Source organism: Alkalimarinus coralli (assembly GCF_023650515.1).
GTDB lineage: Bacteria > Pseudomonadota > Gammaproteobacteria > Pseudomonadales > Oleiphilaceae > Alkalimarinus > Alkalimarinus coralli.
The window spans coordinates 511,623-528,106 of record NZ_CP096016.1; the positions used below are offsets into that span (position 1 = coordinate 511,623).

The window sequence follows — 16,484 nt, forward strand, 5'->3', positions numbered from 1 at the left end:
TAGCGACGATTTGAAATCAATAGTAATATTGAAGGGTTTGCGTTGCTGAAATGAGAAAGTTCAGGCATGGTAGTCGGAAATTTAATAATTAATAAGGGCAGCGGGAAGGCTTATTTTAAATGAGTTTTTCTACAGCCTCGTTAGGCACAAAAGAAATTAAAGATCGCTAAATAGAGAAATTAAATATGGCATTAATAGAAGGGCTTAGAGTTAAAAACTATCGCGCTTTAAAAGATGTTCTTTTAGGCCGAACAATTAATGATCGGGGTGCGAGTCCCTTGGACCCATTAACTGTAGTCATTGGTCGTAATGGTACTGGCAAAAGCTCGTTATTCGATGCTTTTGGATTTCTAGCAGATTGCCTTACTTTCGGGGTTGAAGAAGCATGCTACCGCAGTGAAAGGGGAGGATTTGAAAGATTAAGGTCTTACGGCCAAGATGGGCCAATTGAATTCGAGATTTATTATCGAGAATCTAAAAATGACAGGCCTATTTCTTACTCATTAGTCATTGATTCAGATAAATATAAACGGCCATTTGTTGCGGCAGAAAGACTACGACAGAGAAGAAAAGGGCAAAGTAGAGGTTGGCCATATTCTTTTCTTGATTTAAAAAATGGAAAAGGATCAGTGTGGTCTGGTGACTCTTTAGGAACGACTGAAGAAGAAGATAGTGAGAAAGAATATATAGAGCTTGATGATTCAAGGTTTCTAGGGATAGCGACCCTTGGTCACTTGAAAGAGCACCCAAGAATCTCTATGTTTCGCCGCTTTATAGAAGGATGGTATCTTTCATATTTTACTCCCGACTCGGCTAGAGATTTACCTAGAGTTGGACCTCAGAAGCACTTAAATAGAGACGGAAGCAACTTAGGTAATGTAGTTCAGTTCATGGAAAAAGAGCACCCAAGAAGATTTTCTCGAGTGCTTGAAGAAATAGCGGACAAAATCCCTGGAGTTTTGCGTATTGAAACAGAAGTCTCAAACGATGGGCGTTTGCTAATCCAGTTTCATGCCGAAGGATTCGATAAGCCTTTCTATGCTCAAAATGTTTCTGATGGAACGTTAAAAATGTTTGCTTATTTACTCCTGCTGGAAGACCCGGATCCAGCACCGCTTTTATGTATAGAGGAACCAGAAAACGGACTTTATCATAAGCTCTTGCAAACTCTAGTGTTCGAGTTCCGTGAAGCAGCTTCTGGAAAAAAAGGAGGAATACAACTTTTTGTCACAACACATCAGCCATACCTTGTTGATGAGTTGAACCCTTCAGAGGTTTGGATTCTTGAAAAAGAATCTGATGGTTTCTCTAAGCTAACTAGAGCATCTGAGATCCCAGAGATTGTTGCTATGGTTGAACAAGGCCTAACTTTAGGTAGTTTGTGGTACAGCGATCATATTGATATGCGAATCTAGAGGGAATTATGCATTACGAGATTTTAGTAGAAGGGCAATGTGAGTTAACTGCGCTATCAATAATAATGTCGAGAATACTTGGGGAGTATGCAGCAGAGAATACATGGAAAATACACAAACACCAAGGTGTCGGAAAAATCCCAGATGATGTTAGCAATGTAAACCCAAATGACAGGTCTCTGCTTGGACAGCTTCCTGCGAAAATAAGGGCTTACAATAGTATTGATGATGAGAGCAGGGCTGTTGTAGTTCTCTTGGATCTTGATGGAAACGATAAGGATGAGGTGATGTCATCTCTCGAAGGCCTAATACCTGAAGATAGTAATTTGAAGATTGAGTTTTGCTTTGCTATTGAAGAGCTCGAAGCTTGGTTCTTAGGTGATCAAAATGCAATACAATTAGCATATCCAAATACAGACAATACTGTTGTTCGAGCATATGTCCAAGATTCAATTTGTGGAACATGGGAAACCCTCGCTAGGGCCGTTTTGAGCAATGTGACATCTTTACCTAAACGTGATCGGAGAGTATTGATGGAAAAGTGTGAATGGGCAAAAAGGATTCCGCCATTCATGGATATTGATGCAAACCTTTCCCCAAGCTTTCAAAGCTTTAAAGATAGCCTTTTGGGTCTCGCCGCATGAGTGCTAACAAGTATCTGAATACAGACAGTCAGGCATCGAATTAAAGGGGACGTATTGGAATGGCACTTGCTTAATAGGTAATCGATTGAATTAATTAAAGAAAAAATAAAAAAGACATCCACGTCTTGAAACAGAAGCTCCTTACGAATAAATAATAATAGCAATAAAAAGGCTTCTGAAATGGAGTAGCCTTGTTCCAATACCAAAGCTACAGCTTCTTCTTTAAACTCTTTCGTATATTGCTTGTGACTGCGTTTCTGACTCATGCTGATACTTTAATTCATTGACGATTATTGTCTCTCAATTAAGTGTCCGGTGCTATTAGACCACTACAACCTTTCCATTTTTTGTAAGCTGCATCACGATAAAAACCATCGACCATGTTTTGATGAAGTTCAACAAAGGTTGAATACGATAAGTTTGTTCGCGCTTTACAAAAGGCTGCTTTGCTTACAACCCGCTGATCGTATTCTAAATTTTGGTGATGTTTAAAAAAGGAATCTAACTCATCCTGAAGTGAGTTTTTTAGCAAATTCATCAAGAATAAAGACAGGGTTTTGAATGTTAGTATGCGGTTTCTGGTAAAAGGCTTAGCTGATTTTTTATGGCGCGAGACAAATTCACTATCATCTAGAAGGTTGAGTGTATTTTGTACAATTTTGGGTGGTTATTTGATCAGTCATTTATCGGCCCAGCTAGTAAATTTAGGCGTAAAGAGTAACATTAACTGCCAATTTAATATACAAATGCTTAAGTTAATGGCATTGGTATGCCCGCTGGTGTGGGGGGGGAGATGCATCGTGAGGTGCCTCCCTATCCCGGTTAGCTGTCTTAAGAGTTGAGCAAGAAGGAGGTCAAATGCCAACTATAAAAAATTAAAGGTCCGGCTCTTGTAGCAAGTGCTGAAGAAAATGATGATGGGTCACTTGATCTAATAACTGACAAGGTAATCTTGGAATCTTTAAATGGGTTAAGGTATGTAGATGAAGAATTCTCCGACTATCTATTTGATGGTGAGGAAACAGAGAGTTTTGCGGAACAAGTATCTGGCGGCGTCTTGTCATTTGAATATGACGCTTCTTCTAGCTCATTGATCGGCTCTATTGAATACCAGCTGTCTCGAACGCTCTCCGATGATGAAGTCGAAGCCCTCGAAGAATACACAATAGAGCAATTAACTGATGGTATAGGTTCTAACTTTTCTCAGGAAAGGGCTTTGAATGGCGAAGTTACACCATTTATTAACACTGAAGAGTTGGCCTGCGATCAAATCAGCTAACAAACTGAGTAATGATCGGCCCGCCAAAAGACGCGGACCTGGACTTGCTATCGCTCGCCGCAGCTAAAGGTGTTAAATGCTAAAATATACCTAACGAGGGTGCATACATTGTTACAAAAAATAGAAACCTATTTCTATGCTGTTTTGACTATATATATTTTTGTGGAACTGGGAGTTAAACCTGAATCAGTAACTCTCAACCTAGGTGTAATTACGTTAAATAGTATTGAAGTCTCTAATTTCAACTTGATCCTTCGTTACATGGTTTCATCTTTAGGGTTGTTATGTGTCGTTATAAATTATAAGGAAATTGGTAATGAATACCGACAAGCTTTATCTACTAATAAGAAATTGAATGAGTACGTCTCTTCCTCTTTACAAAATATAACTGGAAAAGAGCGTGATAAGGTTAATAGCTCAAACTTGGTGGGGTGGGGGGATCCAAGTGTAAATACTGGTGCGTGGTCATCATACAAGTTCGGTAGAGAGGTGGTGATTATAACCGTTCCGATTTTAGTGGCATTAGTCGCAAGGCTGACTTCTTTATTTGTTTCCGTTACTTTGAAGGCCCACAAAACACTCCTACCTGCAATAATAGGGGGATTGTTACTATACATTTAACAACACGCACTGAGATGGACAGCTAGTCTTTTTAGCTTCTTTAGACGTGGTGATCCTCTCCTCTTTAATGCTGTCACCGACAATGTAAAACTGACCCACTAACGACAATTTAAAATTGACCCACCTGAGGCACAATTACCGCTTTTTGTTAGCGAAAAGGCGGTGTCGATGAAATGTTGACTCAGGAGAAATTAGTGGAAATACACGTTTTACACCGACAAGGCATGAGCATTCGCAAAATCGCTAAAGAACTCAATGTATCCCGAAATACGGTACGAAAGTATTTACGCGATGTTGCTCGAACACCTACGTATAACCAGCGCGAACCTAGCCCCTCGAAATTGGATGCCTTCAAGCCGTATTTAAAAGAACGTATCGACGCGGCAAAACCGAACTGGATTCCGGCGACGGTTCTGTGCAGAGAAATCCAGGCCATGGGTTATCAGGGCAAAGAAGGTATTCTGAAAAACTATATTCGACAATTTAAGCCCAAAGTCGACGACCCGGTTGTCCGCTTTGAAACCGCATCTGGTCAACAGATGCAGGTGGACTTCACCACGATATGTCGAGGGCGAACCAAGCTTAAGGCCTTCGTGGCAACACTCGGTTATAGTCGTGCCAGTTATGTACGGTTCAGCGAATACGAGCGACAAGAAGACTGGTTAGCAGGGATCGAAGGTGCACTGCATTACTTCGGTGGTGTACCACAGGAAATGCTGTTCGATAATGCCAAATGCATCATGATCGAACGGGATGCCTTCGGGGAGGGCCAACATCGGTGGAATGCCAGTCTGTTGGTTATGGCGCGAGACTATGGATTTAGACTTCGTGCCTGTCGTCCGTATCGAGCCAAAACCAAAGGTAAAGTGGAGCGTTTTAACGGCTACCTGAAAAACAGTTTTATCACGCCACTTGCGGCGTCATTGAAACAAGCAGGACTAACACTGGATATCGATATTGCTAATGCGCAAGTGGGTCCATGGCTGGCTGACATTGCGCATCAGCGCATTCATGGTACTACGGGAGAAAAGCCTCAAGTATTACTTGATACAGAGCGACTTAGTCTAATGCCACTGCCGTCACTTCCCGAGTCTGCGAGTGAAATCAAACCGCATGATAATGTGCAGGCCATCCCAGTCGAAAGCCTTCAGCATCCACTCAGCACCTATGACCAGTTGTTGGGAGTGGCTTTATGAACCTACAGATGGACAGAATACAGCAGGCTTGTGAAACCCTTAAACTGAATGCTGTCGCCCTGGAGTGGTCGGCCATCGCAGATAAAGCTTCTGGGGATGAATCATCACTGGCAGACTTCCTTGAGCGACTGTTACAAGTTGAGTTGGACGCTAGAATGCAACGGACCCGAGAAACCTTACTGAAGTTCGCCGGACTCCCGAGCATTAAGCGCTTTGAAGACTATGACTTCAAGTTTGCTACCGGCGCTCCCCGTAAGCAGCTACAGGAATTAACCAGCTTAGCCTTTATCGAACGTGCCGAGAATATCGTTCTACTAGGACCAAGTGGAGTTGGCAAAAGCCACTTAGCAATTAGCCTGGCATACAAGGCCGTTATGAACGGCATAAAAATCCGCTTCATTACTGCTGCCGATCTCATGTTGCAGTTAGCGACAGCCAAAAAGCAAGATCGATTAGAGGCATATCTCAAACGCAGCATACTGGCACCTAAACTTCTCATCATTGACGAAATCGGCTATTTGCCATTTGGCCGAGAAGAGGCCAACTTGTTCTTTAATGTGATTGCCAAACGCTATGAACAAGGAAGTGTCATTGTGACGAGCAATCTACCGTTCTCACAGTGGTCAACGGCCTTCGCTGATGATCAGACTTTAACTGCAGCCTTGCTTGATAGGCTACTGCATCATGCGCACATCGCTCAGATATCGGGAAACAGCTATCGACTAAAAGGCAAGAAAGCGGCAGGCATAGTGCCAGTTACTGACCAGCAAGTGAGAAAATAAACGAAAAGAAAACGCTAAGGGTGGGTCAATTTTAAATTGCCGTTTTACAGGCAAAGTGGGTCAAAATTAGATTGCCGTTGACATGCTTCCAAGTAAGGCGACTCGTCGTAAGGTGTTTTGGCTTTCCCTTCTCAATTTGATGCTCGTAATAGGCTTTAGCCCAATAAGAAAAACGAACCGATTGTCCTGCCCACTCTACAAAGGTTTATCGAAGAAACTGGGGACAACTATAGAGCCAATGTATCCAGCTCTTTTTGGCCGATCCTTTCAAGTACAGGGCTACTCCCGCGTATTGTTATAACTCAGTAGCCGTTTGATAGAGATTTCGATTGCTCCCAAATGCAACCGAATAAAAAAAACATCCATTTCTTGAAACAGGGCTCCTTACGAATAACAGCAATAAAAGATCTTTTTTTCCTATCGACACAACCTACACGTTTATCAGGCAAATAGTTTGGCTTTTAGAGCGTGACCTTCACCTGCCGGGAATAGCCGTTTCGTGTTGATGCTTTGATATGGCTCATTTTGCTTGATGCTGATGGTGTGCTGACCAAGCGGGGGCGGTCAATCATGTGTCTTATTAATACCGCGAGGCCTCAGAGCGAGTTTTGTACTGCTGGGCTTTTACTGTGAGGATTGATTGACCCGGCCATTCCTTGGGTATGGTGTTCATCCAAAACACAGGCTAATTGAACGGGTTGAGTGTCAGAAAATCTAACCAGAATCTCCTTGGTGTCTCCAGGTTTTAAAAACACGGCGGGGTGCTCATCAATCACTTTAACCATCGGAGAGGCATCATCTGCGGTTGAACTACTGCTGCCATGGCTGTGCCCTCCAGGCACCGTAACATCTTCACTTCCGTGTTCGAGAAAAGCATCAATAAATGGCTGGTCTGCCAATACCTCATTAATATCGAATGCCATGACCATCAGGTGGGGCAGGTTACTGCTGTTGGTAAATAGGAACCTGATGTTGGTGTCTGATGGAACATTGAGGTGCTTGGGCGCGAAGGTTAAAGTGCTGACTTCTACAACAACGCTTTCTTCTGCGGCGGCTTCTCCGAATAGTGGATCTGACGTATAGTCACCCAATACTTCCTCTGCTGTGAGCCCAGCAGCGGGTGCTATTTGAAATAGAGGCCAGGTTAACAGTCCGGCCAAAATCAGGCTGGATGGGCTAATTCGCTTCATGTGTTTTTTGTCAAAACGTTACGGTTGAAAATGGTTCAAGGCATTGTAGAGCTAAATATCCCATTTAACCGAGAGAGATTGCAAGATTTCTTGAACTGCTTCCAGTTCCAGGCGCTTTTCGTTGTTCTTGCAGTTATAAGATATGAACACCAATACGTGCCCTGACTTAACAAATGCTCTCCACCAGAAGTCGCCATCTTCATCATACTCAAGGCAAAAACCAGAAAAGTCCCCCAGTTGAATCGGTGTTGTTTCTGCTGCTTTGTCCAAATACTCAGAGGCATAAAACCTGAGGTCTTTGTCTTGGGCTACGACATCATTCATTATTGATGTGATATCAACGACACCGACCCCGTCCTGATAAAAAATTGAGTCACTTTCACTTCCGCGATGCCCATTCCACTGGTCGGGAAGGTTGAGCACCCAATAGTGGCCACTATACTCTTGCACAGTTGATCTCCTTGAAATTCAGCTTACACCTTTATGAGTATAGACTAACAGCTTGAATTGACTGAGTAATAATCAATGGAGAGGTCTCCAATAGCAATATCTGACTTTTTGTTGCGGGTTCAGCCGCATTTTAGCCAATGACGTTTGCTGGCGGATTTCGTAAAATTGCGCCATGACTATTGAAGCCACTGCCAATAAGTGGCTCATTAGACCTTATCAAACTTTCTGTTGAGACGTGTTATGCCTGTTGTAAGCACAGCAAAAGAATTGAAGACCAAATACAAAGACGTTCGCAGGGTTTTAGAGCGTTCGACAAGCAATGCAAAGCAACGATTTTTCGAAACAGATAAACTGTTGCAAGCTGAGAAGACCCCTTTTGAGGTTATTTATCAGAAAGATATTGTTCGCCTTCGTTATTATCCGCCGCTTAGTGAGTCCAGTATTATTGTCGATGGCGAGACGGTCAAGGTTGAAAAAAACACTCATAAAATTCCACTAGTGATGGTGGCCCCTCTGGCGGTCAATATGTATATCTATGACCTGTTTCCAGAACGCAGCTTGGTTAAATATTTACGGGCCAAAGGCTTTGAGCTTTATTTGGTGGACTGGGGACAGCCCGGCTGGGATCACAACCATTACACTATCTCCAGCTATTTTGCCGAGTGGATGCCGAAGGTGCTGGCAGAAGTAAGGGCGCACAGCGGGTCTAAAAAGCTATCGTTACACGGCTGGAGCTTTGGCGGGCTATTCAGTGCTTGTTATGCCTCGTTGGGTGATTCGGATATTGTTAATCTGGCGTTGATCGGAGCGCCGAGTGATTACCATGCGAACGGTGAGTTGGGTAAGCAGTACCAGCGCATATCCAAGAGGTTAAACTGGCTGGAGAAAAAAACCGGCTGGCGGGTGCATAACACACGTCGTCGCTGGTGGCGGTCGCCAGGCTGGGCTAACTCATTGGCATTTAAATTAACCAATCCGGTAGGGAGCCTGCAAGGTTATCTTGACCTGCTTAAGAATCTGCATGATGAAGAATACGTTATCTCCCATGCGACCAATGGTGCGTTTCTGGACAACATGGTGGCTTACCCCGGTGCGGTGATTCAAGATGTCATCCAGTACCTTTGGGCCGACAATATTGTTGCCCGAGGCGAGCTTCCAATGAAAAATCCTAATGGCCATCTTAGTAATATAACGTCTAATTTACTCTTGGTGGTCGGCAAACAAGACCCGGTTGTCACACCGGAGTGCAGTGTCGCCATGCTTGATCATGTAGCCAGCAAAGACCAGTCTGTATTGGAGGTTAATGGCGGGCACATGGGTATATTGTCGGGCAGCAAAGCCCCTAAAACGATTTGGCCCCAGGTTGCTGAGTGGCTGGCTGAACGTTCAAATTAACCGTTCCATTTATTGATTGTACCTATCGGCACCTGACCATTATCAGAATAGGGCAGGTGCCGGTATCAGTTTGGGCTGTGCTTTTGTGGCACACTCAACAATTGACCCGTCGACGGATTCTCATTCCAACAAACACTTACACGATGTAATTCTTTTGCACTGTTATTTGCGCTGCTCGCTATTTAGGTTAAGAGCAACCGCCGTTTTATAAGCTATGGATTTTTAGCATTACGCTTCTGGGGTTCCGCATCTGGATTTCATAGTTTTACCTTGCCGTCATTGTTGCATGGCACGGAAGTAATAAACGGCCGTCATGTTTACTGGATAGGCCATTGTGAGTGCATAGTTTAAAAAGCAGTTTAAAACGATGCGTATCTGCATTTTTTAGTCTTCGGTCTGTCGTCGCGATGTTTGCCGTGTTGACGCTACTGCTGCAGCACCAGCACGCTGTTTTGGCGTGGGTTGATCAATCACTTTTTCTCATCGGCCAGGAAATTTTATACCCGGAAATGAGTGTGTCTATATGGCCACCGGAGATCCGTGATGGTGCCTGGTTCAGCCAGCAGCTCATGGAATATCGGCTCTATTTGCCTGAGCATTTCCAATGGCTCGAAATACTGCTTATTTCATGCTGCGCTTCATTCCTGATCATTATTCTGCCCCACCTAAACCTTTTTACCGGCATGTTGTTGGTGTTGTGTGCTGCGGCATCACTGGTCGTGACTCAACTGTTTCAGCAGGTGTTTAGGCAGCAGTGGTATCCGCTGGGAGTAACTGTTCAATTTTTGGTCGCTGGCTATTGGCTCATGCTGTTTTGGTTGCTTCCCCATAAACGAATACAGTCGCTGTCAGATGAGTTGCGGGGCACAAAAGTCAGGTTAAGCCGTCTGTTATCACAGCAAGGGCAGTTTCACGAAGCCAATGAAGTGCTGGTGGCGTGCCCAATGAATGGTGACGTATTGGATGCAACCTATGACATTGCGCTGCAACATGAGCGAAAGCGCCAATATGATCTGGCCATTGCCGCGTATGAGCGAATTGCGGCAGCAAAACGTAACTATAAAGATGTGACTCACCGACTGGGTGAACTGAAAAAGTTTGATCAGTCCAGCCATCAAGCGCTGGGTTCAAACGATATCGCCAGTACCTTGGTGCTGCCAGATAAGGCCGTCGGCAAACCCGTTTTAGGTCGTTATGAGATTGAGCGAGAGTTAGGGCGCGGAGCAATGGGTGTTGTCTATTTGGGTAGAGACCCCAAAATTGCGCGCACTGTAGCAATCAAAACGTTAAGTTACAGCCAGTTTGATGAGCATATGCTGGCAGAGTTGAAGCAGCGTTTCTTCAGGGAAGCTGAAGCCGCAGGGCGCTTGAGCCACCCAAGCATTGTTACGGTGTATGACGTGGGTGAAGAGCCTGACCTGGCGTTTATTGCGATGGATTATGCCGAAGGCGAGCCACTCAGTCGTTTTTGCAAACCGGGCTCACTGCTTTCGGTAGAGCGAGTGCACCTGATTATTCAAAAGGTTGCGGAAGCCCTTGAGTATGCCCACCGGCAAAACATTGTACACCGGGATATTAAACCGGGAAATATCATCTACAACCCGTCAAATCAGTGTGTAAAAGTCACTGACTTTGGCATTGCCAAAATAGTTGATGATTCAAAAACCAAAACCGGAAATGTGATGGGCAGCCCGTTATACATGTCGCCTGAGCAGTTAATGGGCAAAAAGGTTGCGGGGCAGTCTGATGTCTATAGTCTGGGGGTGACCTTCTACCAGCTTCTGACCGGGGTTACGCCATTTGAAGGGGACTCGCTGGCAAACCTGACCTATCAAATTATTCATCAGAAACACCGCCCGATAAAGTCCATACGCGCCGATATCCCCTCGGCAACCATCCGAATTGTTAACAAGGCACTACAGAAAGACCCTGAAAAACGCTTTGAGTCAGCGGGCTCCATGGCCCAGGCCATACAAAAGGCCATCTCCAAAGCGTTTTCCGGGGAGGTGGCATCATGAGCCTGCGTGTTTACGGTGAAACTAATATTGGGCTTTCGCGAAAGCAGAACGAAGATGCGATTGCATGGCACTGCTCCAGTAATGGAAATAATGTGGTGGCGGTTTTAGCGGATGGCATGGGAGGCCGCCCAGGCGGTGATGTTGCCAGCAAAACTGCGGTAGATATCTGCATGACTCAGCTGCTTCCATTTGTCGAGCAGGATCATGTCAGCATTACCGATATTATTGAAATATTGAATCGCGTGGTGGCGGATGCGAATAGCGCCATCAGAGCCGTCAGGGAAAAAGAGCAAATATATGCTCGTATGGGCACGACACTGCTGGTGTTATGGGTGTTGGGGGATCAGGCATTTGTTGCAAATATCGGTGACTCCCGTTGTTATCGCTTATCTAAAAGCGAAGCGAAACAAATTACCAAAGATGACACCGTTGCCCAGGCGATGGTTGATGATGGCTCAATTTCCGCCAATGATATTCATCGGGTTCCGTTCAAGAATGTACTAACGAAGGCGGTTGGCACTGAGTCTGACGTCATAGCCGATGTACAACAGATTTTTTTCAACAGTGATGACGCATTGGTTTTGTGCTCTGATGGCTTAACGGGGGCGGTGAATTCTAAGGAGTGGCCATCAATAGTTACGTCTGAACACTCCGTTCAGCAGCAAGTTAAGTGCTTGATTGAAGCGAGTCTGAGCAATAGAGCAAACGATAATGTGTCGGTGATTATGGTTCGCCGGCAGTAATGTAGTTAGATTATGAGGTGCAGTATGGCAGCATTAGCACAGTTAGTAGACGATGTGGTGACCAATACCTTTGAATTGAACACTGGGAGTATCAGTGTGGGGCGTCACCCCAAGAATGATATTCAAATAAATGAAATCTCAGTGAGCGGCGAGCATGCGAAGATTGATGTGGAGAAGAATCAATATCTCGATGGCGTCATTGACTGTTATATTGAAGACAAAGGCAGCACCAACGGTACGTTTGTAAACGAACTGCCTGTGAAGGCGAGGCAGCGACTCAATAATAACGATGTCGTTCGCATCGCCTGGAATTCCTTCAAGTTTATTGATGAAACTGAAAATGAACTAGAAAAAACGGCTTATTTATTAGAGTAGTGCATACTGTCACTCCGACACTGTTTTCGCGGGAACAGATGGTTTAGCCGGAATCTATGGTTTAGCCGAAACATATGGCTTTGATCGGCTCTTTTATCGGCTATGTCTGTTTATGAATCTTGCTTGTTTAAGAGCTTTGCCTGTTCATCAGTAGAGGCTCATAAATAGGGTTAAACTGGCTGGCCGCATCAATAATTGAGGTCGCGGTCAGCGAGGGCACGCCATATACCTCGAAGCGGGTATTAAAGCGTTTCTTAACCCGGAGCGCGAGCAGGTCAAAGTCACCGTCGCCGGAGGCAAGCACGACCGTATCAACGTCGCTTGCTGCTTCGAAGGCATCCAGTGCGATGCCGACGTCCCAGTCACCTTTTGCAGACCCGTCACTTCTCTGTATATAAGGTTTAAGCTTTACTTCAAACCCCAGTTGCTTGAGAAAATTCTGAAAGCTTCGTTGCTTAGGGTCTCCACGGTCGATAGCGTAGGCGTAGGCCGTTACAATCTCTCCCTTCTGGCTGACTTCATTCCAAAATGCCGTGTAGTTAAATTGAGCCTGATAGGCTTGCCGAACGGTATAGTAAATATTCTGAACATCAACGAACAAAGCGATCTTGGCAGTCATGAAAGGCTCATCTATTGGTTTAATGGTACTCAATAACTGATAATATTACCCAGTTACTGGTACTTCGTTACTATTTCAGCGAGCTAGCAAGAAAAAACGAAGCAAAGGCTGTTAGTATAGAGCATCTCTACACCTTAAATATTGCCCTTTTTTGAGATAAAACAGATGAATAAATGGAAAATCGCTGGATTGGCATTTGTCTTTCTTTGGTTTATGGCCGGAGGAATAGGCCACTTCACTAATACTGAATTCTTTGTGCGGATAATGCCGCCCTCTTTTCCCATGCACTATGAAGCGGTTTATATCAGCGGCGTGTTTGAGATATTAGGTGCGCTGGGTTTGCTTTTGCCTGCCACCCGTCGCTGGGCTGGCAATGGCTTGATATTGCTAACATTGTGCGTGACGCCCGCCAATATCCATATGTGGCTAAACCCGCAAATGTATCCTGAAGTGCCTGAGTGGGCGTTGTCTGTCAGGCTGGTGGTGCAGGTGCTGTTGTTGATGTGCATATGGTGGAGTAGTCGAGACGTTGCGGCTAGAGAGCCTGAAATGGTGGCTGTTAAATAACTTGAATACCATATGTTAAATATGAGTCATCCCTGCCTTCGCAAGGATGACTATAGAGTACCAATGGTTATATGCCGATTTAATTTTTAGCTCGCTGAGCTGATGCATCTGCCAACTCGGCAAGCAGTCGCTCGGTATCATCCCAGCCGATGCAGGCATCGGTAATGCTCTGGCCATAGGTTTCTGCTTTGTTGCCGACCAGGTTTTGCCGACCCTCAACCAAATGGCTTTCAACCATCACACCAAAAATAGTGTTGTCACCTGCTTTAATTTGCTCACATACATTGCTGCACACATCCATCTGCTTTTTAAACTGCTTGCTGCTATTGGCGTGGCTGAAATCAATCATGACCTTTTTGGGCAGCTTGGCTGTTTCAAGTTCACTGACGACCTTGGCCACACTTTCAGCGTCATAATTTGGGGCCTTTCCGCCACGTAGAATAATATGGCAATCGCCATTACCGGCGGTTTCTACAATCGCTGAGTGGCCGAATTTCGTAACAGATAAAAAGTGGTGTGAAGCCGCCGCTGCACCAATCGCATCAATCGCCACTTTGGTGGTGCCGTCGGTGCCATTTTTAAAACCGACAGGGCATGACAGGCCGGATGCAAGTTCGCGATGCACTTGTGACTCGGTCGTACGTGCACCAATGGCGCCCCAGCTTAACAGGTCTGCCATATATTGAGGGGTGATCATGTCGAGGTATTCAGTCGCAGTAGGCAACCCCATATCGTTAAGATCCAACAACAGCTTGCGGCCCATGCGTAGTCCGTCATTGATCTTAAAGCTGTTATCCATAAACGGGTCATTAATCAGACCTTTCCAGCCCACGGTGGTTCGTGGTTTTTCAAAGTAGACGCGCATAACAATATCGAGGCTATCTTTGTATTTTTCTCTGAGTTTGACCAGCCTTTGCCCGTATTCAATAGCGGCTTTGGGATCGTGGATCGAGCAGGGGCCAATGATAACCAGCAGACGATTATCTTCGTCGTTTAATATACGGTGTATGGCTTCTCTGCCTTGGAATACGGTTTTTGCTGCCTTTTCCGTTGCAGGGAATCGCTCAAGCAGTGCGACCGGTGGAAGAAGCTCTTTAATTTCTTTAATACGTATATCGTCTGTTTGGTAATGCATACTTATCTCAAATGCTCTCGTTCTGGTTGTCCTGTGATGGCTCATATAGCGAGCCTTAAAATTAGGTATTAATTTCTATTAGTTGGTTTTGACACAAGTATACCAGCAACAATGGCTCCGCATGCAGCTATTTGCCAAATAGAAAGCGTCTCATCAAGTACAAAGTAAGCAATGATAATGGTGAATACCGGGATAAAGTTAATATAGGCTGTGGCTTGTGAGGCGGGCACCTTACTGACTGCGAAATTGTAGAGACCGTATGCGCCGATTGAAACGATAATACCCAGGTAGACAATGGCGATCGCCGCATCGACAGAGTACACCTCTGGCAGTGGGAACCATAATGCAGCGGGCAAGAAGAACAGTGCGCCACTGGCTGACTGTAGTGCGGTAAGAAAAAGCGCCGAGTAGCGCAGGGTGAGGTGTTTTAGCAATAACGTATAGCCACATGCGCACAGCATGGCTAAAAATTCAAAAAAGTTGCCCAAAATGGGGTTCGGAGCCAGCTCTGTTTCGTCGCTTAACAGGCTAAGTGCTATCGCCCCGGCTACCGCTACCACAAAACCTGCTACGGTCTTTCTGCTCAGCTGCTCCTTTAGGAAAAAGTAAGCACCAACGGCGACCAGCAATGGCAGTAATGATGTTATGACTCCGGCCTGTGATGCACTGGTATTTTTTAAGGCAATCGACTCAAAAATAAAGTAGAGGCAGGGCTCGAACAGGCACATGCCTGCCAGGTACTTCCAGTCACCTTTTTCATAATGTCTTTTGCCGAGGCGACGAAAGGCCAGCATAAAACAGATCGTCGCAATAAACATGCGAAAGAACAGCACATGCACAGGGTGAAACTCAATAAACGCAATCTTGAGTGCAATAAAAGAGCTTCCCCACAAGAAGGTTGCGATAATCAAGGCAAAATAGGGTAGGTTTTTTATCAAGATGGTTATGCTCGTGTTAATGGGTGATCTATTTGGGAATGGCTGTTTGGAGAATGCATTCTCAAAAAAAGTGCTGTGTTGTTCTTCTCTATAAGGCTTTTCGTTACACTGTAAATTGTTGCTTTATGGGCTCTTTGTCGCCTTTTAGAAACCTTGAACGCTATACAGGCGCTGGGGTTCTTTCAGACCAAGCCCTCTGACAGTAGTGAATTTTATTATGTACATCAAGACAACTTTAGTATTGGTCGCGTTCTTTTTTTCAGTCAATGTTGCTGCCAACTGCTCAGTAAAGGCAAAAACGGATTTTGAGCGGATCTACTGCGAAATTGTCAAACGCGGGGAGGGCAAAACACTACCTGCATTTGAGGATTTCAAACGAAATGACGCAACGGTTCAGAGGCTGCTATTAAAACGGCCAGCGCAGAAGCTCAAAATAATTCTTCCCGCGTCCAGCCAGGGCAGCGCAGGCTATGCGTCTAAGCCTCATTCGGCTGAAACTCAACCGCGCACGCTAGCTTCAAAGCCTCAAACAGTTGCTACTAAGGCTAGAACTGATACTCCCAAGCCTCTAAAGGCTGTGCCTGCACCTTCCAGGCGTGCTCAGAGTCTGCCTGATAACTCTTTGGCGCAAGGGAGCCTAGCACTGGCGCAATGCCGGTTAGCTGAAAGTTATATACAGTGTGGTAGCCGTCGCTTTGAATTGGTTGTTAATAAGCCGAATAACCGGCTGGCAAAAGGTGTTCTGGATGATCAGTTCTTGATGGGGCTGCCGCGTTATCGTGGCCCTGCAAGCGATGATCAGGAGATACAGTTTTATCTCTCGGAGATCTATAGTCTCTATATTGAAAGAATGATTGATATTGGGTTAGGAGGCTCAACGATGAACTATGCCCGCTTTTACCATACCTTCAAAGACCTTCAGGCAAAGGGTATTGATTTCAGTGAACGATTTGAAACGATGTACCGCTTTCTTAAAACAGACAAAAAATATATGACAGTTCAACCGGTGCTGAGCGATAAACGACCGAGACATATCAAACAGTGTGATGATGTCTCTGAGCGAATTATTGTATGTGATAGTGACTCGGTTAACTGGGTCTATATCAACTGAGTGACT

General features: G+C 45.0%; 17 protein-coding genes and 1 pseudogene. 12 read left to right on the top strand and 6 right to left on the bottom strand.

Annotated features, from left to right (window positions below):
- The first annotated feature begins 185 nt into the window (after nucleotides 1–185).
- Together MY523_RS02240 and MY523_RS02245 are read left to right on the top strand one after the other, a co-directional pair.
- Nucleotides 186–1,415, top strand: a complete 1,230-nt coding sequence (locus tag MY523_RS02240; protein WP_250657187.1) for an AAA family ATPase — start codon at nucleotides 186–188, stop codon at nucleotides 1,413–1,415.
- 8 nt (nucleotides 1,416–1,423) lie between these two features.
- Nucleotides 1,424–2,059, top strand: a complete 636-nt coding sequence (locus tag MY523_RS02245) for a DUF4276 family protein (RefSeq protein WP_250657188.1) — start codon at nucleotides 1,424–1,426, stop codon at nucleotides 2,057–2,059.
- Nucleotides 2,060–2,229: 170 nt separating this feature from the next.
- On the opposite strand, the pseudogene MY523_RS21900 reads toward MY523_RS02245, so the two are convergent.
- Nucleotides 2,230–2,325: pseudogene (locus MY523_RS21900) on the bottom strand (transposase); the annotation flags it as partial.
- Nucleotides 2,326–3,011: 686 nt separating this feature from the next.
- On the opposite strand from MY523_RS21900, the gene MY523_RS02250 reads away from it, so the two are divergent.
- The 4 genes from MY523_RS02250 (at nucleotide 3,012) to istB (ending at nucleotide 5,937) form a co-directional block, all read left to right on the top strand.
- A complete protein-coding gene (locus tag MY523_RS02250; RefSeq protein WP_250657189.1) occupies nucleotides 3,012–3,338 on the top strand; it encodes a hypothetical protein in 327 nt (108 codons plus the stop codon).
- 108 nt (nucleotides 3,339–3,446) lie between these two features.
- Complete coding sequence (locus MY523_RS02255; RefSeq protein ID WP_250657190.1) at nucleotides 3,447–3,959, top strand: hypothetical protein; 513 nt, start codon at nucleotides 3,447–3,449, stop codon at nucleotides 3,957–3,959.
- A gap of 173 nt (nucleotides 3,960–4,132) precedes the next feature.
- Nucleotides 4,133–5,155, top strand: a complete 1,023-nt coding sequence (gene istA / locus MY523_RS02260; protein ID WP_250654786.1) for an IS21 family transposase — start codon at nucleotides 4,133–4,135, stop codon at nucleotides 5,153–5,155.
- Complete coding sequence (istB, locus tag MY523_RS02265; RefSeq protein ID WP_250654787.1) at nucleotides 5,152–5,937, top strand: IS21-like element helper ATPase IstB; 786 nt, start codon at nucleotides 5,152–5,154, stop codon at nucleotides 5,935–5,937. The genes istA and istB overlap by 4 nt, the downstream gene beginning before the upstream one ends.
- Nucleotides 5,938–6,533: 596 nt before the next feature.
- Here istB and MY523_RS02270 read toward each other — a convergent pair.
- Nucleotides 6,534–7,127 (bottom strand): cupredoxin domain-containing protein, encoded by a 594-nt coding sequence (locus tag MY523_RS02270; protein ID WP_250657191.1) that lies wholly within the window; start codon nucleotides 7,125–7,127, stop codon nucleotides 6,534–6,536.
- Between the two features lie 51 nt (nucleotides 7,128–7,178).
- On the bottom strand, nucleotides 7,179–7,577 hold the full coding sequence (locus MY523_RS02275; protein WP_250657192.1) for a hypothetical protein: 399 nt from the start codon (nucleotides 7,575–7,577) through the stop codon (nucleotides 7,179–7,181).
- Nucleotides 7,578–7,817: 240 nt separating this feature from the next.
- On the opposite strand from MY523_RS02275, the gene MY523_RS02280 reads away from it, so the two are divergent.
- From MY523_RS02280 to MY523_RS02295, 4 genes are all read left to right on the top strand, one after another.
- On the top strand, nucleotides 7,818–8,972 hold the full coding sequence (locus MY523_RS02280) for an alpha/beta fold hydrolase (RefSeq protein WP_250657193.1): 1,155 nt from the start codon (nucleotides 7,818–7,820) through the stop codon (nucleotides 8,970–8,972).
- A gap of 338 nt (nucleotides 8,973–9,310) precedes the next feature.
- The gene (locus MY523_RS02285) at nucleotides 9,311–10,990 is read left to right on the top strand and encodes a serine/threonine-protein kinase (protein ID WP_250657194.1); all 1,680 of its coding nucleotides are present in this window, start codon (nucleotides 9,311–9,313) and stop codon (nucleotides 10,988–10,990) included.
- Nucleotides 10,987–11,733 carry a PP2C family protein-serine/threonine phosphatase gene (locus tag MY523_RS02290; protein ID WP_250657195.1) on the top strand — a complete coding sequence of 249 codons (747 nt, stop codon included), beginning with the start codon at nucleotides 10,987–10,989 and terminating at the stop codon, nucleotides 11,731–11,733. Before MY523_RS02285 ends, MY523_RS02290 begins: the two co-directional genes overlap by 4 nt.
- 24 nt (nucleotides 11,734–11,757) lie before the next feature.
- Nucleotides 11,758–12,108 (top strand): FHA domain-containing protein, encoded by a 351-nt coding sequence (locus tag MY523_RS02295; RefSeq protein WP_250657196.1) that lies wholly within the window; start codon nucleotides 11,758–11,760, stop codon nucleotides 12,106–12,108.
- A gap of 127 nt (nucleotides 12,109–12,235) precedes the next feature.
- On the opposite strand, the gene MY523_RS02300 is transcribed toward MY523_RS02295, so the two are convergent.
- On the bottom strand, nucleotides 12,236–12,727 hold the full coding sequence (locus MY523_RS02300; protein ID WP_250657197.1) for a LabA-like NYN domain-containing protein: 492 nt from the start codon (nucleotides 12,725–12,727) through the stop codon (nucleotides 12,236–12,238).
- A gap of 165 nt (nucleotides 12,728–12,892) precedes the next feature.
- On the opposite strand from MY523_RS02300, the gene MY523_RS02305 reads away from it, so the two are divergent.
- Nucleotides 12,893–13,294 (top strand): DoxX family protein, encoded by a 402-nt coding sequence (locus MY523_RS02305; RefSeq protein ID WP_250657198.1) that lies wholly within the window; start codon nucleotides 12,893–12,895, stop codon nucleotides 13,292–13,294.
- Between the two features lie 79 nt (nucleotides 13,295–13,373).
- On the opposite strand, the gene aroG is transcribed toward MY523_RS02305, so the two are convergent.
- A complete protein-coding gene (gene aroG, locus MY523_RS02310) occupies nucleotides 13,374–14,429 on the bottom strand; it encodes a 3-deoxy-7-phosphoheptulonate synthase AroG (protein WP_250657199.1) in 1,056 nt (351 codons plus the stop codon).
- Between the two features lie 68 nt (nucleotides 14,430–14,497).
- Entirely contained in the window at nucleotides 14,498–15,367 is an 870-nt protein-coding gene (locus MY523_RS02315; RefSeq protein WP_250657200.1) for a DMT family transporter, read from the bottom strand.
- 217 nt (nucleotides 15,368–15,584) lie between these two features.
- Between MY523_RS02315 and MY523_RS02320 the strand changes: the two genes are divergently transcribed.
- Nucleotides 15,585–16,478, top strand: coding sequence for a hypothetical protein (locus MY523_RS02320; RefSeq protein WP_250657201.1), 894 nt, complete (start codon nucleotides 15,585–15,587; stop codon nucleotides 16,476–16,478).
- Nucleotides 16,479–16,484 lie beyond the last annotated feature (6 nt).